This is a genomic window from Streptomyces kronopolitis, assembly GCF_050953795.1.
GTDB lineage: Bacteria > Actinomycetota > Actinomycetes > Streptomycetales > Streptomycetaceae > Streptomyces > Streptomyces kronopolitis_A.
In genome coordinates, this window is the sequence record NZ_CP191850.1 from 7668657 (window position 1) to 7689320 (window position 20664).

Annotated in this window: 9 protein-coding genes; 7 read left to right on the forward strand and 2 right to left on the reverse strand. The window is 72.9% G+C overall.

Annotated features, from left to right (window positions below; all coding sequences use genetic code 11):
* Positions 1 to 12: 12 nt before the first annotated feature.
* Together ACQP17_RS33500 and ACQP17_RS33505 are read left to right on the forward strand one after the other, a co-directional pair.
* Positions 13 to 10932 (forward strand): type I polyketide synthase, encoded by a 10920-nt coding sequence (locus tag ACQP17_RS33500; protein WP_433859679.1) that lies wholly within the window; start codon positions 13 to 15, stop codon positions 10930 to 10932.
* Positions 10933 to 11131: 199 nt separating this feature from the next.
* Positions 11132 to 11335 (forward strand): ferredoxin, encoded by a 204-nt coding sequence (locus tag ACQP17_RS33505; protein ID WP_433859680.1) that lies wholly within the window; start codon positions 11132 to 11134, stop codon positions 11333 to 11335.
* 29 nt (positions 11336 to 11364) lie between these two features.
* Here the strand turns inward: ACQP17_RS33505 and ACQP17_RS33510 are convergent, their stop codons facing one another.
* The gene (locus ACQP17_RS33510) at positions 11365 to 12591 is read right to left on the reverse strand and encodes a cytochrome P450 (protein ID WP_433859681.1); all 1227 of its coding nucleotides are present in this window, start codon (positions 12589 to 12591) and stop codon (positions 11365 to 11367) included.
* A gap of 405 nt (positions 12592 to 12996) precedes the next feature.
* Between ACQP17_RS33510 and ACQP17_RS33515 the strand changes: the two genes are divergently transcribed.
* From ACQP17_RS33515 to ACQP17_RS33535, 5 genes are all read left to right on the forward strand, one after another.
* Complete coding sequence (locus ACQP17_RS33515; protein WP_433859682.1) at positions 12997 to 14253, forward strand: activator-dependent family glycosyltransferase; 1257 nt, start codon at positions 12997 to 12999, stop codon at positions 14251 to 14253.
* Between the two features lie 66 nt (positions 14254 to 14319).
* A complete protein-coding gene (locus ACQP17_RS33520; protein ID WP_433859683.1) occupies positions 14320 to 15387 on the forward strand; it encodes a glucose-1-phosphate thymidylyltransferase in 1068 nt (355 codons plus the stop codon).
* Positions 15388 to 15488: 101 nt separating this feature from the next.
* On the forward strand, positions 15489 to 16490 hold the full coding sequence (rfbB, locus tag ACQP17_RS33525; RefSeq protein ID WP_433859684.1) for a dTDP-glucose 4,6-dehydratase: 1002 nt from the start codon (positions 15489 to 15491) through the stop codon (positions 16488 to 16490).
* Positions 16490 to 17497 carry an NAD-dependent epimerase/dehydratase family protein gene (locus tag ACQP17_RS33530; protein WP_433859685.1) on the forward strand — a complete coding sequence of 336 codons (1008 nt, stop codon included), beginning with the start codon at positions 16490 to 16492 and terminating at the stop codon, positions 17495 to 17497. Before rfbB ends, ACQP17_RS33530 begins: the two co-directional genes overlap by 1 nt.
* Positions 17498 to 17599: 102 nt before the next feature.
* Positions 17600 to 18826, forward strand: coding sequence for a macrolide family glycosyltransferase (locus tag ACQP17_RS33535; protein WP_433859686.1), 1227 nt, complete (start codon positions 17600 to 17602; stop codon positions 18824 to 18826).
* An 88-nt stretch (positions 18827 to 18914) separates the two neighbouring features.
* On the opposite strand, the gene rfbH is transcribed toward ACQP17_RS33535, so the two are convergent.
* The gene (gene rfbH, locus ACQP17_RS33540) at positions 18915 to 20216 is read right to left on the reverse strand and encodes a lipopolysaccharide biosynthesis protein RfbH (protein WP_433859687.1); all 1302 of its coding nucleotides are present in this window, start codon (positions 20214 to 20216) and stop codon (positions 18915 to 18917) included.
* Between the last annotated feature and the right edge of the window lie 448 nt (positions 20217 to 20664).

Below are 20664 nucleotides of genomic sequence, written 5' to 3' on the forward strand. Positions count from 1 at the left end.
GGATGAGGGTGCATGAACGAAGAGAAGCTCCTCGAGTACCTCAAGAAGGTCACCAGCGACCTCCACCAGACCCGCCAGCGCCTCCAGGAAGTGGAGGCCGGGCGCCAGGAACCGGTGGCGATCGTGGCGATGAGCTGCCGTTTTCCCGGTGGGGTGGGTTCGCCGGAGGAGTTCTGGCGGTTGCTGGCGGGTGGGGTGGATGCGATCGGTGAGTGGCCGGCGGACCGTGGTTGGGACGTGGAGGCGCTCTACGACCCCGAGCCGGGGGTCCCGGGGCGCAGCTATACCCGTGCCGGTGGTTTCCTGGACGATGTCGGTGGTTTCGACGCGGGCTTCTTCGGGATTTCGCCGCGGGAGGCGGTGGCGATGGATCCGCAGCAGCGGTTGCTGCTGGAGACGTCGTGGGAGGCGTTCGAGCGGGCCGGCATCGACCCGCAGTCCCTGCGCGGCAGCCGTACCGGCGTCTTCGCCGGCACCAACGGGCAGGACTACACCGCGCTGCTGCTCGGCGCCGCGGAAGGGCTGGAAGGCCACATCGGCACCGGCAACGCCGCCAGCGTGGTGTCCGGCCGGGTCTCCTACGCCCTGGGCCTGGAGGGGCCCGCGGTCACCGTCGACACCGCCTGCTCCTCCTCGCTGGTCGCCCTGCACCTCGCGGCGCAGGCCCTCCGCTCGGGCGAATGCGACCTCGCGCTGGCCGGCGGCGTCACCGTGATGTCCACGCCCGGCCTGTTCCTGGAGTTCAGCCGGCAGCGCGGACTGGCCGCCGACGGCCGCTGCAAGGCCTTCGCGGACGCGGCCGACGGCACCGCCTGGGGCGAGGGCGCGGGCATGCTCCTCGTCGAGCGGCTCTCCGACGCCCGCCGCAACGGGCACCCCGTGCTGGCCGTCCTGCGCGGCTCCGCCGTCAACCAGGACGGCGCCTCGAACGGCCTGACCGCCCCCAACGGCCCCTCCCAGCAGCGCGTCATCTGGCAGGCGCTGTCCGGCGCGGGCCTGGCCACCGCGGACGTCGACATGGTGGAGGCCCACGGCACCGGCACGACCCTCGGCGACCCCATCGAGGCCCAGGCACTGCTGGCGACCTACGGGCAGGACCGGGACGAGCGGCAACCCCTGTGGCTGGGCTCGGTGAAGTCCAACATCGGGCACACCCAGGCCGCGGCCGGCGCGGCCGGCGTCATCAAGGCCGTGCTCGCCCTCCAGGAAGGGCTGATGCCCTCGACCCTGCACCTCGACCAACCGTCGTCACACGTCGACTGGTCGGCGGGGAACGTCGCGCTGCTCGCCGAGGCCACCGCCTGGCCCGACCACGGACGGCCGCGCCGGGCCGCGGTCTCCTCCTTCGGTGTCAGCGGCACCAACGCCCACGTCATCATCGAACAGGCCCCGGACGGGGAGCCGGCCCCCGAGGCCGACGCCGCCCCCGACACCGCCGCCCGCGACCTCGCCTTCCCCCTCTCCGCGCGCACCGCGGAATCGCTGCGCACCCTCGCCGCGCGGCTGCACGAACGACTCTGCGGCCCGACCCCGCCGCCGCTGCCCGACCTCGCCTGGTCGCTGGCCACCACCCGCAGCACGTTCGAGCACCGGGCCACCGTGCTCGCCGCCGACCACGAGGAGCTGCGCCGCGGGCTGGACCTGCTCGCCCGCGACACCCCCGCCGCCGGAGTGGTACGCGGCACGAGCGGCGGGGACGGCCGCACCGCCTTCCTCTTCCCCGGCCAGGGCTCCCAGTGGGCCGGTATGGCCACCGAACTCCTCGACACCGACCCGGAGTTCCGCGCCCGCTTCACCGAATGCGCCCAGGCCGTGGAACGGTTCGCCGACTGGTCCCTCGACGAGGTGCTGCGCGGCGCGCCGGGCGCACCGTCCCTCGAACGCGTGGACGTCGTCCAGCCCGCCCTGTTCGCCGTGATGGTCGCCCTCGCCGGGCTCTGGCGCGCCCGGGGGGTGGAGCCCGACGCCGTCGTGGGACACAGCCAGGGCGAGATCGCCGCGGCCTGCGTCGCCGGGGCGCTGAGCCTGGAGGACGCCGCCCGCGTCGTCGTCCTGCGCAGCCGCGCGCTGACCGCGCTCGCGGGACGCGGCGGCATGATGTCCGTCCTGCTGCCGCTGACCGAGGTGGAGGAGCGCCTCGCCCCCTGGGGCGACGCCATCTCCGTGGCCGCCGTCAACGGCCCCCGCTCCGTCGTCGTCTCCGGCGCGGCCGACGCCCTCGACGAGCTGTTCGCCGCGCTGCAGGCCGACGGCGCCCAGGTCCGTCGGATTCCGGTCGACTACGCGTCCCATTCCGCACAGGTCGAGGAGATCCGCGAGCAACTGCTCGCCGACCTCGCACCGGTGCGCCCGCGCAGCGGCGCCACCCCGTTCTTCTCCACGGTCACCGGCGACTGGATCGACACCGGCCGGCTCGACGCCGAGTACTGGTACCGCAACCTGCGCCGGACCGTCCGCTTCGAACACGCCGTCCGCTCGCTGGCCGAACAGGACTACCGCGCCTACGTCGAGGCCTCCCCGCACCCCGTGGTGACGACCGCCGTGCGCGAGACCCTCGACGCACTCGACCTCACGGACACCGCCGTCGTCGGCACCCTGCGCAAGGGCGAGGGCGGCCCACGGCGGTTCCTCACCTCCCTCGCCGAACTCTCCGTCGCCGGCGGGCCCGTCACCTGGCGCTCCGTCCTCGACCCCGCCGGCACCGGCGCCGCCCGGCCGATCGCCCTGCCGACCTACCCCTTCCAGCGGCGCCGCTACTGGCCCGAGCCCGCCCCCGCACTGCGCGGCGGCCCCGGCGACGCCACCGACGCCCGCTTCTGGGAAGCCGTCGAGAGTGGCGACGCCGACACCCTCGGCGCGGCACTCGCCCTGGACCCGGCCACCCTCGACGCGCTGCTGCCCGCGCTCAACGACTACCGCCGGCGCCACCGCGAGGGTGCCCAGGCCGACTCGTGGCGCTACCGCATCACCTGGAAGCCCGTCCCCGCCGCCACCGCTCCCGCCACCCTCCGCGGCACCTGGCTGCTGCTCACCCCCGGCGACGCCACCCCGGCCGACGACCTGACGGCCGCGCTCGCCGCGGCCGGCGCGCACTCCCTCACCGTGCCCGTGGACGCCGAAGGGGACCGCGACGCACTGGCCGCGACGATCGGGGCGGCCCTGCGCGACCCGGCCGACCCGGACGCGCCGCTGCCCCCGGTCGCCGGAATCGTCTCCCTGCTCGCCCTGGACGAGGACGAACACGGAGCCCACCCCGGCCTGCCGCGCGGCTTCGCCGCCACCGTCGCCCTCGTGCAGGCCCTCGACGATCTCGGCATCGAGGCCCCGCTGTGGTTCGCCACCCGGGGCGCCGTGACCACCGATCCGCTGCGCGGCGTCACCGCACCCCGCCAGGCCCTGGTGTGGGGCTTCGGCCGCGTCGTCGCCCTGGAACAGCCGGAGCGCTGGGGCGGACTGCTCGACCTGCCCGAAACCCTGGACCCGGCCGCGGCCACCGCCGCGGTCCGGGCCCTCGCCGGCCTCGGCGACGAGGACCAGCTGGCGATCCGCCCGCACGGCATCCTCGCCCGGCGGCTGGTCCGCGCCGCCACCGGCGCACTCGACACCACCCGGCGCTGGACACCCCGGGGCACCGTCCTGGTCACCGGCGGCACCGGCGCCCTCGGACGGCACGTGGCCCGCTGGCTCGCCCGCAACGGCGCACCCCATCTGCTGCTCGTCAGCAGGCGCGGCGCCGACACCCCCGGCACTTCCGAACTCGCCGCGGAGCTGGCCGAGTTCGGCACCCGGACCGAGTTCGCCGCCTGCGACATCGCCGACCGGGACGCGCTCGCCGCCCTGCTCGACACCCTCCCCGCCGACCGGCCGCTGACCGCCGTCCTGCACACCGCGGCCGTCCTCGACGACGGGACCATCAACTCCCTCACCCCCGCCCAACTGGCCGGGGTGCTCCGGGTGAAGGCCGGCGGCGCCCGCAACCTCGACGAACTGACCCGGGCACACGACCTGTCGGCCTTCGTGCTGTTCTCCTCCACCGCGGGCACCATCGGCGCACCGGGCCACGCCAACTACGCCCCCGGCAACGCCTACCTCGACGCCCTGGCCCAGCAGCGCCGCGCCGCCGGGCACCGGGCCACCTCCATAGCCTGGGGCCCCTGGGCGGAGGCAGGTATGGCCGAGGGCACCGTGGGCGAGCGACTCCACCGGCACGGCGTCCGCGTCATGGACCCGCAGTCGGCCGTCGCCGCCCTGCAACGCGCCCTCGACCACGACGACACCACCCTGGCCGTCACCGACATCGACTGGGACACCTTCACCCACGCCTACACCACGGCCCGCACCCGGCCCCTGATCGCCGACCTCCCCGACGCGCAGCGGGCCCGCGCCGCCGCCGCACCGGCGACCGAGGAGACCACCGAAGGCCCCGCCCTCGCCCGGCAGCTCGCCGCCTTGGACGAGGCCGAGCAGCGCCAGGCCCTGTCGGAACTCGTCCGCGCCCACATCGCCGCCGTCCTCAACCACAGCGACCCCGACGAGATCGCCCCCCACCGTGCCTTCCGTGAACTGGGCTTCGACTCCCTCATGGCCGTCGAACTCCGCAACGCGCTCAGCACGGCCATCGGCACCCGCCTCCCGGCCACCCTCATCTTCGACCACCCGACCCCGGCGGCCCTGGCCACCCGACTGCGGACCGAACTGCATCTCGACGAGGAGCCCACCCCGGCCGCCCCGGCCCCCGCCCGGGCGGCCACCGCCCACGAGGACGACCCCATCGCCATCGTCGCGATGAGCTGCCGTTTTCCCGGCGGAGTGGCGTCCCCGGAGGAGTTCTGGCGGTTGCTGGCGGGTGGGGTGGATGCGATCGGTGAGTGGCCGGCGGACCGTGGTTGGGACCTGGAGGCGCTCTACGACCCCGAGCCGGGGCTACCCGGCCGCAGCTATACGCGTGCCGGTGGGTTCCTCGACGATGTCGGCGGCTTCGACGCGGGCTTCTTCGGTATCTCGCCGCGGGAGGCGGTGGCGATGGATCCGCAGCAGCGGTTGCTGCTGGAGACGTCGTGGGAGGCGTTCGAGCGGGCCGGCATCGACCCGGTCGCGCTGCGCGGCAGCCGCACCGGCGTCTTCGCCGGCACCAACTACCAGGACTACTCCTCCCGTTCCCTCGCCCCCGCACCGGACGCCGAGGCCCACCTCGGCACCGGCAACTCGGCGAGCGTCATGTCCGGCCGCCTCTCCTACACCTTCGGCCTGGAAGGCCCCGCGGTCACCGTCGACACCGCCTGCTCCTCCTCGCTGGTCGCCCTGCACCTCGCGGCGCAGGCCCTCCGCTCGGGCGAATGCGACCTCGCGCTGGCCGGCGGCGTCACCGTGATGTCCACCCCGGGACTCTTCCTGGACTTCAGCCGCCAGCAGGGACTGGCCCCCGACGGCCGCTGCAAGGCGTTCGCCGACCGGACCGACGGCACCGGCTTCTCCGAGGGCGTAGGCGTCGTACTGGTCGAGCGGCTCTCCGACGCACAGCGCAACGGCCACATGGTGCTGGCACTGCTCCGCGGCTCCGCCGTCAACCAGGATGGCGCCTCGAACGGCCTGACCGCCCCCAACGGCCCCTCCCAGCAACGGGTGATCCGCGAGGCCCTGACCGGCGCCGGCCTGTCCGGAACGGACGTCGACGCCGTCGAGGCCCACGGCACCGGCACCACCCTCGGCGACCCCATCGAGGCCCAGGCACTCCTGGCGACCTACGGCCAGGACCGGGAGACCGACCGGCCACTGTGGCTCGGCTCCGTCAAGTCCAACATCGGCCACACCCAGGCCGCCGCGGGCGTGGCGGGCCTGATCAAAATGGTGCTCGCACTCCAGCACGGCACTCTGCCGCCCACCCTGCACATCGACCGCCCCTCGACCCATGTCGACTGGTCGGAGGGGAACGTACGGCTGCTCACGGACACCGTGGAGTGGCCCGACACCGACCGGCCGCGCCGGGCGGGTGTCTCCTCCTTCGGCATCAGCGGCACCAATGTGCACGCCATCCTGGAACAGGCCCCGGCCACCCCCACCCCACCACCGGCCCGCACCCCGTCCGTGCCGGTCACCTGGACGCTCAGCGGCACCACCCGCGACGCCCTCCATGCGCAGGCCGGCCGACTGCACACACACCTCGCGGACCGACCCGACCTCGATCCGCGGGACGTGGGCCTCTCCCTGGCCACGACCCGCTCCACCTTCGAACACCGCGCCGCCCTCGTCGGCACCACCCGCGACGAGCTGCTGACCGCCCTGAGCGCGCTGGCGAACGGGGAGACCCCGGCACAGGTCCTCACCGGGGTGGTACGTGGTGAGGGCCGGACGGCCCTGCTGTTCACGGGCCAGGGTGCCCAACGCGTGGGAATGGGAAGGGAGTTGTACGAGTCCTTTCCCGTCTTCGCGGAGGCGTTTGATGCTGTCTGTGTGCACTTCGACGGGGAGTTGGACTCGCCGTTGCGGGAGGTGGTGTTCGGAGGCGACACCGACCTGCTGAATCGGACGGGTTTCACTCAGCCGGCGTTGTTCGCCGTCGAGGTGGCGTTGTTCCGGTTGGTGGAGTCGTTCGGTGTGCGGGCCGACTTCCTGGTGGGTCATTCCATCGGTGAGTTGGTGGCTGCGCACATTGCCGGTGTGCTGTCGCTGGAGGACGCGTGTCGTCTGGTGGCGGCTCGTGGTCGTCTGATGCAGGCGCTCCCGACCGGCGGCGCCATGGTCTCGATCCAGGCGTCGGAAGCAGAGGTGCTGCCGCTCCTGGAGGGTCACGAGCAGCGGGTCAGCATCGCCGCGGTGAACGGTCCGCGGTCGGTTGTGGTCTCCGGCGAGGAGTCCGCGGTGGCGGCCATCGCCGACCGTTTCGAGTCCGAGGGTCGGAAGGTGAAGCGGCTCCAGGTGAGTCATGCTTTCCACTCGCCGCTGATGGAGCCGATGCTCGACGAGTTCCGCACCGTCGCCGAGAGCCTGACGTTCGGGGAACCCCGTATCCCGGTGGTCTCGAACGTCACGGGCACGCTCGCCACGTCGCAGGAACTGACGTCCCCCGCCTACTGGGTGCGGCACGTCCGTGAGGCGGTCCGCTTCGCCGACGGCGTCCGGTGGTTGGAGGAGCAGGGCGTGACCCGGTTCCTGGAGATCGGGCCGGACGGCACGCTGACCGCGATGGCGCAGGCGTGCCTCGACGGTGAGCGGACGCTGATTCCGGCGCTGCGCAAGCACCGGCCCGAGGCGCTCGGCGTCATGGCCGCGGTCGGCGCGCTCCACACTTCGGGCGCCGGGCTCGACTGGGCCGCGCTGTTCGCCGGCGCCCGCCGCGTCGACCTGCCGACCTACGCCTTCCAGCGCCGGCGCTACTGGTGGGACGCGGTCGCCACGGCGGGCGATCTCGACGCCGTGGGGCTGCGCGCGGCCGGGCATCCGCTGCTCGGTGCCGCGGTCACCGTGGCCGGTGCGGAATCCGTGGTCTTCACGGGGCGGCTGTCCCTGGCCACCCATGCCTGGCTCGCCGATCACGCGGTGCTGGGTCGGGTGATCCTGCCCGCGACGGCCTATCTCGACCTGGCCGTCAGCGCCGGTGACCGGACCGGCTGCGACCATCTCGCCGAACTCACCCTGGAGGCACCGCTCGTCCTTCCGGAGCGTGGCGCGGTCCAGCTTCAGGTCGCGGTGAGCGCGCCCGACGACGCCGGGTGCCGGTCGTTCACCGTGCATTCCCGGCCCGTGGAGGAGGACGACGACGCGCCGTGGGCCCGGCACGCCCAGGGCACCTTGGCCACCGCCCCGCCGAACGAGCCGGAAGTTCCCGGAAGTTGGCCGCCCCAGGGCGCCGAGCCGGTCGGGGCGGGGGAGTGGTACGACGCCTTCGCCGAGGCCGGGTTCGCCTACGGGCCCGCGTTCCGGGGGCTCGGACGGGTCTGGCGGCGCGGTGAGGAGCTGTACGCCGAGGCCGCCCTGCCCGAGCCGTACCGCGCCGACGCCGCACGGTTCACGCTGCACCCGGCGCTGCTCGACGCGGCCGTGCAGACGCTGCTCGTCGGCGGCCGGGACGCGGCGGACGGCGGCGCGGGGGGCGGCGGTGCGATGCTGCCGTTCGCCTGGAGCGGGGTCACGTTCCATGCCGAGGGGGCCGATGCGCTGCGGGTCCGTCTGGCGCCAGCCGAGGGCCGGACGGATGCCTTCTCGGTGCTGGTCACGGATGTCTCCGGGCGGCCCGTCGCCTCCGCCGACGCGCTGACCCTGCGCACGGTGACTCCCGAGCAGCTGCCCGCCGCCCCGCAGGCCGGTCCGGAGGCGCCGCTGCGCGTCGACTGGCGGGCCGCCGACTCCGTGCCCGCACGGTCGGGCCCCGCACGGTGGGTCGTGCTCGGCAGCCCGGCCGGCGCCCCGGCCGGCGGTGCCACGGACGCCGGGATCACGGAGGCGCTGGACGGCGCGGGGGTGCACACCGAGTCGTACGCCGACCTCGACGCGCTGGCGGCCGCGGTGGGCACCGGGATGACGATGCCCGACACCGTGCTGCTGGAGTGCGCCGCCGAAACCGGTACGGCCGCCGCCCCCGACGTGCGGGGGCTGCTCGCCAGCACCCTCGCCACCTGTCGCCAGTGGCTCGCCGAGGAGCGGTTCGCCGGCTCCCGGCTGGTGCTGGTCACCCGGGGCGCCGTCGCCGCCGCGGCCGGCGAGGACGTCGGCGACCTCGCGGGCGCGGCGCTGTGCGGGCTGGTCCGCTCCGCGCAGCGGGAACACCCCGGGCGGCTGTGGCTGCTCGACCTCGACCACAGCGAGGCCTCCCGCGAAGCGCTCGCGGACGCGGTGGCCGCCGCCCCCGCGCAGGCGGTGCTGCGGGACGGCGAGCTGCGGCTGCCGCACCTCGCCCGCGTCGAGCCTCCCCGGGACCCGCAGTCCCCGTTCGACCCGGACGGCACGGTGCTGGTCACCGGCGCCACCGGTGCGCTGGGGCGGCTCGTGGCACGCCATCTGGTCACCCGGCACGGCGTGCGGCACCTGCTGCTGGCGAGCCGCCGCGGCCCCGCGGCCGAAGGGGCGGACCGGCTCCGCGCGGAGCTGGCGGCACAGGGGGCGGAAGTCTCCCTGGCGGCCTGCGACGTCGGCGAGCGGGCGGACGTGACGGCGCTGCTCGGTGCGGTCCCGGCAGAGCGCCCGCTGACCGCCGTCGTGCACCTCGCCGGGGTCGTCGACGACGGCGTGCTGACCGCCCTCGACGAGGAGCGGATCGACCGGACGCTGCGCCCCAAGGCCGACGCGGCCTGGCTGCTACACGAGCTGACGAAGGATCAGAAGCTGTCGGCGTTCGTGCTCTTCTCCTCCGCGGCCGGCACCTTCGGCTCGGCGGGGCAGGCCAACTACGCGGCCGCGAACGCCTTCCTGGACGGTCTGGCCGGACACCGGGCGGCCCACGGGCTGCCGGCCACCTCCCTGGCGTGGGGGCTGTGGGCCGAGGACGGCGGCATGACGACCGGGCTCGCCGACACCGACCGGCGGCGGATGGCCCGCGGCGGGATGCGGCCGCTCTCCGCCGACGACGGGCTCGCGCTGTTCGACGCCGCACTGGCCACCGGCGACCCCGCCCTGGTCACCGTGGGCCTGGGCCGGGGCGGACAGGCGGCACTGCTGGACGGTGCCACGCCCGGCCGCACCCGGCGCACGGTCTCCGCTTCCGCGGCGGACAAGGACGATCTGCTCGCCCGCCTGACCGCCGCCGGCCCCGGGGGACGGGACGCGCTGCTGCTCGATCTGGTCCGCCGCCAGGTCGCTGCGGTCCTCGGCCACGGCTCGCCCGACGACGTCGAACAGGACCGTGATTTCACCGAGTTGGGCTTCGACTCGCTGACCGCCGTGGAGCTGCGCAACCAGCTCGGTACCGTCACCGGTCTGCGGCTCCCGCCCACCCTCGTGTTCGACGTCGCCACCCCGCAGGACCTCGCCGCCCGGCTGGGCGAGGAGCTGACCGCGGGGGCCCTCCCGGGGGCCGGCGCCGGGGGATCCGACGACCGGCCGTCCGCGCCGGCGCGGGAGCAGGACACCCTCGGTGCCCTGTTCCGGGGCGCCTGCGAGTCGGAACGGGTGGAGGAGGGCTTCGCGCTGCTGCAGGCGGCCGCCCGGCTGCGGCCGACGTTCGACACGCCGCAGGACACCGGGGCGCACTGCACCCCCGTACGCCTCGCGCGTGGCGGCGACGCCCCGGACACGCCCGAGCCGGCGCTGATCTGCTTCAGCTCGTACGTGGCACTCGCCGGTGTCCACCAGTACGCCAGGTTCGCCTCCGCCCACCGCGGCACCCGCGACGTATGGGCGCTGCCCACCCCGGGCTTCGGCAGGGGAGAGCACCTGCCCGCCTCGTTCGACGCGGTCGTCCGGCTGCAGGCCGAGGCGGTGCTGCGGTGCGCGGACGGCGGACCGTTCGTGCTGCTGGGCTCGTCGTCCGGCGGCATCCTGGCCCTCGCCGTGGCACACCACCTGGAGAAGGCGGGGACCCCGCCGGTCGGGGTGGCGCTGCTGGACACCTATCTGCCGCGTGAGGACTCGCCGTTCACCCGGTTCGCCGGACAGATGATCGGCGGCATGTTCGCCCGCGAGTCCCTGTTCGCACACATGGATTCCGACCGGCTCACCGCGATGAGCTGGTACATCCACGTCGTCGGCGCCTGGTCGCCGGACCGGTTGTCCCGCCCGGTGCTGCTGGTGCGCTCCAGCGAGCCGCCGGTGAGCGCCGAGGAGGGGGAAGAGCTCGCGCCGGAGGAGTGGCAGGCCTCCTGGGACGGCGCGGACACGGTGACCGAGGTGCCGGGCAACCACTTCACGATGATGGAGGACCACGCGGCCTCCACCGCCAAGACCGTCGCCGCCTGGGTCGAGGCCCTGCCGGGGCCGCAGCCGCGAGGCGACACGCCGTGATGAGCGGCGGGCAGCGGCCTGCGACGGCCGGGCGGCCGCCCGGGGCCCCAGGGCCCAGGGCCCCGGGTCCATTGTCTGGGCGATTCACCAAACCCGGCCGGTGACCGTCGGCGGCGCGCCGCACAGCGGACACCATGGTCGGCAGGACCACGGGCCCACAAGACGAGGTCGCAGGGCCACGAGACGAGGGAGATGGACGATGAAGATCACGGTTGACCGGGACCGGTGTGTCGGCGCCGGGATGTGTGCGATGACCGCCGGTGAGGTCTTCGAGCAGCACGAGGACGACGGCCGTGTCGTGCTGCTGATGGCCGACCCGCCCGAGCGGTGCGCGGAGGACGTGGAAGAGGCGGAGCAGCTGTGCCCGTCCCGGGCCATCACGGTGGACCCCGCCGCTTCCTGACCGGTGCGGCGAGGTCCGTCACGGTGCTTTCAGGCGCGCCGGACCACCAGCGGCAGCCGCTCGGCGCCGAAGACGTTGCTGCCGTGGAACGACAACGGGGCGTCGGCGTCCACCCGCACGCTGCGGAAGCGGTCCAGCATCAGCTCCAGCACGATCCGGCTCTCCAGCCGGGCGAGCGGGGCCCCGATGCAGTAGTGGATGCCGTGACCGAACGCCGTCTGCCGGGAGTTGGAACGCTCCGGCACGAAGTCAGCGGGGTCGTCGAAGACCCGCTCATCATGGTTGGCGGACAGCAGCCACAGATGGATCATGGTGTTCGGCTCGATGACCTCTCCGGCGATCTCCACCTGCCGGGTCGGTACCCGTTCGATGCGGGTGAACGGCGGCCGGCAGCGCAGTGTCTCCTCGATCACCGCGGCTATCCCGGACCGGTCCGCGCGCAGCGCCTCCCAGCGCTCCGGCGCGCTGTCCAGGCACAGCAGGATGTTGCCGAGCAGCACCGAGGTCGTGATGTGGCCCGCCAGCAGCAGCAGCGTGGCGAAGCTGACGATCTCGTCGTCGGCCAGCCGTTGCCCGTCGACCTCCGCCTGGACCAGGGTCCCGATCAGATCGTCGTGGGGGGTGCGCCGGCGGGCGTCCACGAATTCCTGCAGGTACGCCGAGATCTCCTTTCCGGTCAGCTCCATGCGCCGCACGCTCTCCGGGTCCGACGCATCCGTGGCCAGCAACTGCTCGCCCCACGCCTGGAACTTGTCGTGGTCGCCGACCGGCACCCCCAGCATCGTGGCGATCACCATCACCGGCAGCGGATTGGCCACCGCCTCCACCAGATCGAAGCGGTCACCGTCGACCGCGTCGAGCAGTTCCCGGGTGAGGTTGGTGATCTGTGGGGCCAGTTCGGAGATCAGCCGGTTGGTGAACGCGCGGCTGACCAGGCGGCGCAGCTTGCCGTGCTGGGGAGGGTCGAGCAGCAGCAGGACACCGCTGGGTGTCTCACCGCCGCCGAGGCGCCCCACGGTGTCGGAGGAGTACAGCCCCGGATCCGCCATGATGCGCACCACGTCCGCATGTCTGAAGACATGCGCGTTCCCCGACTCGTCCCGCCACACCGGTCTCTCGTCGCGCATCCTGCGCATCCAGGCCAGCAGCGTCGCGCCGCCGTCCGGCTCCACCGTCGGAGGCTGCCCGACCTCCGGGCCGGGTGTCCGCAGCGGATGCGGCACGTTCGGGAGGACATACGACATTTTCTGCGGCACCGCTGATTCCCCTTTCGCGGCGGCCCGGTCGCATACCGCAGCACGCTTCCTGCCGCCGAAACCACTCCTCACGGATAAGACCGAAGCTCAGCACGGCAGCGCGGCAGCGGACAGGAATGCGGCGCAATTCTAGGGATTTCCGAAGCCCGGACGGGGCAGTGCGCAGGCCCGCTCCCGACGGGCTCCGACAGGCCGGCGACCGGCCCACCCCGGGCATCCGGGAGGCGGCAGGGAGCCCGGCGGCCATTGTCTGGAGGAATCCCCAGACCCTGACGGCGCGGTACCGCAAGGCACCTCCGCAGACCACAGGATAAGCATCGACACCATCCACGCTCTGGCCGTGAATGCGGGCCTGGCGGTCATATCGAGGCCACCCAAAACGTGCGCGACCGAGAGGGGACCCGCATGCGCGTGCTGTTCGCCGGACTGTCCGAGAAGTCGCACCTGTATTCCATGGTGCCGCTGGCTTGGGCGCTGACCGCGGCAGGACACGACGTACGCATGGCGAACGCACCGGCACTCACCGACATCGTCACCGGCACCGGCCTGGTCGCCGCCCCCGTCGGCCGCGACCACGAACTCCACCAGGCCATGAAACTGGCCCCCGAATCCCAGGACCAGGATGTCGCCAACTGGAGCCGGCTGGGGCCGGGAGAGGTGGACTGGCCCGCCCTCCGCAGCCGCTACGAGATCAGCGTCCCCTACGGCTTCGCGCTCTACAACGAGCCGGTCATCGAGGAGATGACCGCCCTGGCCAAGAGCTGGCAGCCGCACCTGGTCATCCGTGACCCGCTCTGCTACGCCGGTGCCCTCGCCGCCCGCGCCTGCGACGCCGTGCACGTCCGGCTGCTCTGGTGCGCAGACGTCTACGGCAGGGCACGGCAGACCTATCTCGACCTGATGCACCAGGCCCCGCCCGAGGAGCGGGTCGACCCGCTCGCCGACTGGCTCGACGAGCGGGGCGCCCCCTTCGGCGTCACCTGCGACGAAGAGCTGATCAACGGGCAGTACACCCTCGACACCCTCCCGCCCAGCCTGCGGCCGGAGACCACGCTGCGGTCCCTGTCCATGCGCTACGTGCCCTACAACGGCGACGCGGTGTGGTGGCAGTGGCTGCGCGAGGCACCCAAGCGGCCGCGGGTCTGTCTGACCCTCGGCACGAGCAACACCGAGGCCTACGGCGGCGACTACGTCTCCGTCCCCGACATCCTCGGAGCGCTGTCCGCGCTCGACATCGAGGTGGTCGCCGCGCTCCTCCCGCAGCAGCGGGCGGAACTCGCCGACATCTCTGACGTCCCCGCCAATGTGCGCGCCGTCGACGGCGTGGCGCTGCACACCCTGCTGCCCAGTTGCACGGCCGTCATCCACCACGGCGGCTGGGGAACCTACGCCACCGCCCTGATCAACGCCGTACCGCAACTCGCCCTGTCCACCAACGTCGCCGACCAGGAGTGGCGGGGCCGGTCCCTGGAGCGCGCCGGCGCGGGGATCTTCGCCCACCACAGCGAGGTCACCACCGACCTGGTGCTCCGTCACACCCTCCAGCTCCTCGACGACCCGGGCTTCGCCACCGCCGCGCAGCGACTGCGCGACGAATCCGCGGCGATGCCCAGCCCGCGCGACATGGTCGCCACACTGGAGCAACTGGTCGCGGAGCGCTGACCGGGCCGCGTCGGCCGGCGACCGGCAGGCCCTTCCCCTGACACCACTCGCCCCTGGATGGAAACCGTGAAGGCTCTTGTGCTCTCGGGAGGCGCTGGTACGCGCCTGCGGCCCATAACCCACACCTCCGCCAAACAACTCGTCCCGGTCGCCAACAAGCCGATCCTCTTCTACGTGCTGGAGGCCATCGCCGAGACCGGCATCACCGAGGTCGGCATGATCGTCGGTGACACCGGGCCGGAGATCCGCGCGGCGGTCGGCGACGGCTCGCAGTTCGGCCTGCGGGTGACCTACATACCGCAGAGCGCCCCGCTCGGCCTCGCCCACGCCGTCGTCATCGCCCGCGACTTCCTGGGCGACGACGACTTCCTGATGTATCTGGGCGACAACTTCATCTCCGGCGGCATCACCGACCTCGTCGAAGGCTTCCGCAAGGAGCGCCCCGACGCGCAGCTCGTGCTCAGCAGGGTCCCCGACCCCACCGCCTTCGGCGTGGCCGAACTGGACGCCACGGGCAGGGTCACCGGCCTGGAGGAAAAGCCGCAGCACCCCAAGAGCGACCTGGCGCTGGTCGGCGTCTACCTCTTCACCCCCGCCGTGCACGAGGCGGTACGGGCCATACAGCCGTCCGCGCGCGGCGAACTGGAGATCACCGACGCCGTGCAGTGGATGGTCGAGGCGGGCCAGGACATCCGCTCCGGCGAGCTGTCCGGCTACTGGCGCGACACCGGCAGCGTCGTCGACATGCTGGAGGTCAACCGCATGCTGCTGGAGAGCCAGGAACGCTGCATCGAGGGCTTTGTGGACAGCGCGAGCGAGGTCCTCGGCCGGGTGCGCATCGGCCCCGGCGCCACGATCCGTGCCTCACGCATCGTCGGGCCCGCGGTGATCGGCGCCGGTACCGTCGTCACCGACTCCTACATCGGCCCGTCCACCTCCATCGCGGAGGACTGCCGCATCCACGACAGTGAACTCGCCTCCTCGATCGTGCTGCGCGGCTCGTCGTTCGAGAGCGTGCGCCGGGTCGAGGCCTCCCTCGTCGGACGCAACGCCCACGTGGCGCTCGCCCCGCAGCGCCCGGTGGCCCACCGGCTGGTCCTCGGCGATCATGCCAAGGTCCACATCCAGTCCTGACACCGCCCGCGCGGCGGGCCGATCCATCCCACCCGCACCGATCAACGGAAGGGGGTAGGCGCTCCACCGGCCTGGCTCCCAGGCCCCGCGCCACAACCTCGATGAGCCCCACGAGAATCCTGGTGACCGGCGGCGCCGGCTTCATCGGTTCGCACTTCGTCCGCACGCTCCTGGGACCCTTCGGGCCGGGCGACGTCCAGATCACCGTACTCGACAGCCTCACCTACGCGGCGAGCCCGGCCAACCTCGATGAGGTCCGCCACCTCGACAGCTTCCGCTTCTTCGCCGGCGACATCTGCGACGAGGCGCTGGTCGGCGAACTGATCGCCGGCCACGACCAGGTCGTCCACTTCGCGGCCGAGTCCCACGTCGACCGCTCCATACGCAGTTCCGCGGAGTTCGTGCGTACCAACGTCCTGGGCACTCAGGTCCTGCTCGACGCCGCCCTGCGGCACGGCATCGACACCTTCGTCCACGTCTCGACCGACGAGGTCTACGGCTCGATCGCCACGGGCGCCTGCTCGGAGACCCACCCGGTCAGCCCCAACTCGCCGTACGCGGCCTCCAAGGCCTCCAGCGATCTGATCGCCCTGGCCTACCACCGCACCCACGGTCTCGACGTCCGGGTCACGCGCTGCTCCAACAACTACGGGCACCGCCAGTTCCCGGAGAAGGTCATCCCGTTGTTCGTCACCAATCTCCTGGACGGCAAGAAGGTCCCGCTGTACGGCGACGGCCTGCACGTCCGCGACTGGCTGCACATCGACGACCACGTCCAGGGCATCGAGCTGGTCCGCACCGGCGGCCGCCCCGGCGAGGTCTACAACATCGGCGGCGGCACCGAGCTGAGCAACCGCGAGCTGACCGACCTGCTGCTGGAGACCTGCGGGGCCTCGCCCGACATGATCGAGTACGTCGACGACCGCAAGGGGCACGACCGGCGCTACTCGGTGGACTGGCGCAAGATCCAGACCGAGCTGGGCTACAAGCCGGCCAAGGACTTCGCCGACGGCCTGGCCGAGGTGGTCGCCTGGTACCGCGACCACCGCGACTGGTGGGAGCCGCTCAAGGAGCGCGCCACGCGGCTCGCCGGGACGTGCTGATGGTCCGGTGCCCGACGCCGGAAGAGGACCGGGACGCGGACGGCCCGGTCCGCCGGGTGGTCGTGCTGGGCGCGAGCGGCTTCATCGGCCGGCAGGTGTCCGCCGCGGTCCGGGCGGCCGGCGGCGAACCCCTGCTGGTGGCCCGCCGCCCTTTCACCACCGACCCCGCGCACTGCGTGCCGCTCGACCTGATCGGCGACGGGCCCGACCCCCTCAGCCGCCTCCTCGACACCGAGCGGCCCGATGCCGTGGTCAATGCCGCCGGCGCCGTGTGGTCCCGCGCGCCGGAGACCATGCGCCAGGCCAACCACACCCTGGTCGAAACCGTGCTCGCGGCGCTCGCCGCTGCCTCGTGGCGCCCCCGCCTGGTCCACCTCGGGTCGGTGTTCGAGTACGCCCCGCCACCGCCCGGCACCCCCCTGGACGAGCGGGCACCGACCCGGCCGACCACCCCGTACGGACAGTCGAAACTGGACGGCACCGCGGCGGTCCTGGCGGCGTCGGGGGAGGGGCGGGTGGACGCGGTGGTGCTGCGGCTGTCGAACGTGATCGGAGCCGGCACCTCACCGAGCAGCCTGCTGGGACAGGTCGCCGCACAGCTGCACGCCGCGGACGCCGGACAGGAGGCCGTGGTACGGGTCAGCCCGCTGCGGGCGAGCCGCGACTTCGTGGACGTCCGCGACACCGCGGACGCGGTACTGGCCGCGGCGTCACTGCCGGTCGGCGGGCAGGTCATCAACATCGGGCGCGGCGAGGCGGTGCCGGTACGCATCATGGTGGAGCGGCTCATCGCGGCCAGCGGACGGCCCGCCCGGATCCTCGAAGGGGCCGGGGCTGCCGTGCGGACCGACACCGGACTTGACTGGATGCAGGTGGCGACCGGCACCGCCCAACGGCTGCTCGGCTGGTCGGCGCGCCACGACCTCGACAGCTCGGCCCGGGAGCTGTGGCGGGCGGCCACCGCGCGGCCCGCCGCCCGCACGGACCCGTCGCCGGCCCAGCATTAGCAGAAACCCTAGGCCGCCGTCCCTACGGTGGCAGCAGGGGGAGCCGGCTGCTGTCGGACACCCCTGGTCCCGCCCCGTACAGCAGTGAGCAGAGGTGTGGAAGTGTCAGGGTCCCGAACGGTATCCCCGCGGCATGTGGCCGTCTTCGTCTTCGCCGACTTCGGGCACGTCAACCCGACGCTCGGCCTGACCCGTGAACTCGTCGCCCGCGGCCACCGGGTGACCTATGTCGTCGACCACCGCTACGCCGAACTGGTCGAGCGGGCCGGTGCCCGGGTTGTGGGCTACACCTCCCGGCGCGGCGCGTTCGGCAAGGTGCCCGACCCGAGCGCCGCACGCCTGGCCGCCGAGGGCTACGAGCTGCTGGTCGAGACCATGGACACGGTCTGCCCGCTCGCCGTGGCCGCCCTCGCCTCCGACGCACCCGACGCCGTGCTCTACGACTTCGAGTCGTTCGCGGCCGCCCGGATGACCGCGCGCATCCTGGGCTGCACCACCACCGTGCAGCTCAGTCCCAGCCATGCGTCGAACGAGACCTTCTCCATGCGGGCCCAGATGTTCGACCCCGAGGACCCCTCGATGCGCCAGGGCGGCGACGCGCTGATGCGCTTCACCCGCGACCACGGCCTCGCACCGGACGAGCTGGGCCGCTTCCTGGCGGAGTGGGACGACCACAACCTGGTCTTCCAGCCGCGGGAGTTCCAGATCGAGGGCGCGAGCTTCGACGACCGCTTCGCCTTCGTCGGCCCCTCGGTCGCTGAGGACGCCGCTGTGCCGTGGTCACCACCCGGCGACGGCCGGCGACTGGCACTGATCTCGCTCGGCACCGAGTCCAACCGCCAGCGCGACTTCTTCCGCACCTGCCTGGAGGCCTTCGACGGCGACCAGTGGCACGTGGTGATGACCCTCGGCCGCGGCCGCGACCTCGCCGCCCTCGGGCCCGTACCGCCGCACGTCGAACTCCACGAGTGGCTGCCGCACCCCGTGGTCCTGCCGCACGCCGATCTGCTGGTCTGCCACGCGGGAATGGGCAGCGTCATGGAAGCCCTGTACTTCGGCACGCCCCTGGTCGCAGTGCCACAGACCTTCGAACTCGCACTGACCGCAAGGCGGTTGGACGACCTGAAGCTGGGCCGGTGGATCGACCGCGACCAGCTGACCGCGCAGACCCTCGCCGCGGCCGTGCGGGAGATCGTGACCGACCCCGGGACACCGGAGCGGATGGCGCGGATGCGTGCGCACGTCCGCGGGGCCGGGGGCGCGGTCCGGGCCGCCGACCTGCTGGAACAGTGGGCGGACGACCGGACCCCGTCCGTGACCGGGGTCTGATTCGTCCGGGCCGTCCCGTCCCGCGCCCGGACCGCAGGCGCCCGGCACGCGCTGAGCGTGCCGGGCGCCTGTCGCCAGCCGGGCCCCGTCAGGTGCGGCGGGTGACGAACTCGGTGATGCTGCGGATGCTGTGGTCGATCATCTCGTCGCTCAGCCCGGGGAAGACCCCGATCCAGAAGGTCCGCTCGGCCATGATGTCGCTGTTGGTCAGCGGCCCGCTCACCCGGAACGGGCTGTTCAGATAGGCCGGGTGGCGGGTGAGGTTGCCGGCGAAGAAACGGCGGGTGGCCACCCGCCGCGACTCCAGGTGGTCGATCAGCTCCGCCGTCGAGAACGGCGCGCCGTCCTGCACCGTCAGCACGAAACCGAACCAGCTCGGATCGCTGTCCGGGGTGGGCTCCGGCAGCAGCAGGTGCGGCAGCCCGTCCAGCCCCGCGCGCAGCCGTGCCCAGTTGTGCCGCCGGGCGGCGCCGAACTCCTCGATCTTCCCGAACTGGTTGAGGCCGAGCGAGGCCTGCAGATCCGTCGACTTCAGGTTGTAGCCGATGTGGGAGAAAATGTACTTGTGGTCGTAGCCCCTCGGCAGGGTGCCCATCTGCTGCTCGAAGCGCTTGAAGCAGCGGTTGTCCTCGCCGGGCTCACACCAGCAGTCCCGCCCCCAGTCCCGCAGTGACTCCACGATGCGGGCGAGCACCATGTTGTCGGTCAGCACGCAGCCGCCCTCACCCATGGTGATGTGGTGGGCCGGGTAGAAGCTCTCCGTGGCCAGGTCCCCGAACGTTCCGGTCAGCCGGCCCCGGAAGGTGCTGCCGAGGGCGTCGCAGTTGTCCTCGATGAGGAACAGCCCGCGGTCGCTGGCGATCTTGGCGACCTCCTCGACGGCGAAGGGATTGCCGAGCGCATGGGCGATCATGATGGCCCGGGTGCGCGGGCCGATGGCCTCCGCGATCCGCTCCGGGGAGGCGTTGTAGGTGCCGAGTTCGACATCGATGAAGACCGGCACCAGGCCGTTCTGCAGGATCGGATTGACCGTCGTGGGAAAGCCCGCCGCCACGGTCACGACCTCGTCGCCCGGCAGCAGCCGCAGGTCCTCCAGCTGGTGTGAGGTCAGCGCACTGAGCGCCAGCAGGTTGGCCGAGGAACCCGAGTTGGTCAGATGCGCCTTGCGCAACCCGAAGTACCGGGCCAGCGCCCGCTCGAACCGGCGGGAACTGGTACCGGCCGCGATCCGCAGATCCAGGGCCGCCTCGACGAGGGCGACCCGGTCCTCCTCGTCGAGGACGGCGCCCGACGCCGCCACCGGTGTCACCCCGGGCACGAACCCGGACGCGACATTGTCCTGGTGGTACTTGCGTACCTGATCCAGAATGTCGCTCTTGCTGTACCCCATCGGCTGCCGCCTCCTGTGAGTGTCCTGCGGGATGTTCGTCGCGTTGCCGCGGGGGTGCGATCCGCGGGGTCGCGGCGCGGGGCACGACAGGCCGACGGCGTGTCCCCCACGCGGTACACCGGGTCCCGTCACCGGTCGGCTGATCGGGGTCATCAGCTCAGCACGCCGGGCCCGGAAGGTGCCAGTAGGGCCCGTGAAGTCTAGGGAGTGCCATAGAGGGTGTGCGGCACCCCGCCACAGGCGCCCCGGGCGGGGCCGACACTAGGGAATGTCCCACATCGCCGCTGACCATACTGGGGCCGGACAGGGGGACGGCGCTTCTCCACGGTCGGAGCGACGGAAGGTGTTCTCCCTCCCGAAGGTGCATGACGTTCCGGTGAGGCCTTTCGCGAGGGCGGTCTCGACAGAGCGGACGGGATGATCCCGGCGCGCCCGGAGCCAGGTGCTC

Excerpts from the sequence above, each read along its gene's own strand:
- rfbH (WP_433859687.1), bottom strand. The coding sequence starts at position 20,216 with ATGGGGTACAGCAAGAGCGACATTCTGGATCAGGTACGCAAGTACCAC.
- rfbB (WP_433859684.1), top strand. The coding sequence starts at position 15,489 with ATGAGCCCCACGAGAATCCTGGTGACCGGCGGCGCCGGCTTCATCGGT.
- ACQP17_RS33505 (WP_433859680.1), top strand. The coding sequence starts at position 11,132 with ATGAAGATCACGGTTGACCGGGACCGGTGTGTCGGCGCCGGGATGTGT.
- ACQP17_RS33500 (WP_433859679.1), top strand. The coding sequence starts at position 13 with ATGAACGAAGAGAAGCTCCTCGAGTACCTCAAGAAGGTCACCAGCGAC.
- ACQP17_RS33530 (WP_433859685.1), top strand. The coding sequence starts at position 16,490 with ATGGTCCGGTGCCCGACGCCGGAAGAGGACCGGGACGCGGACGGCCCG.
- ACQP17_RS33515 (WP_433859682.1), top strand. The coding sequence starts at position 12,997 with ATGCGCGTGCTGTTCGCCGGACTGTCCGAGAAGTCGCACCTGTATTCC.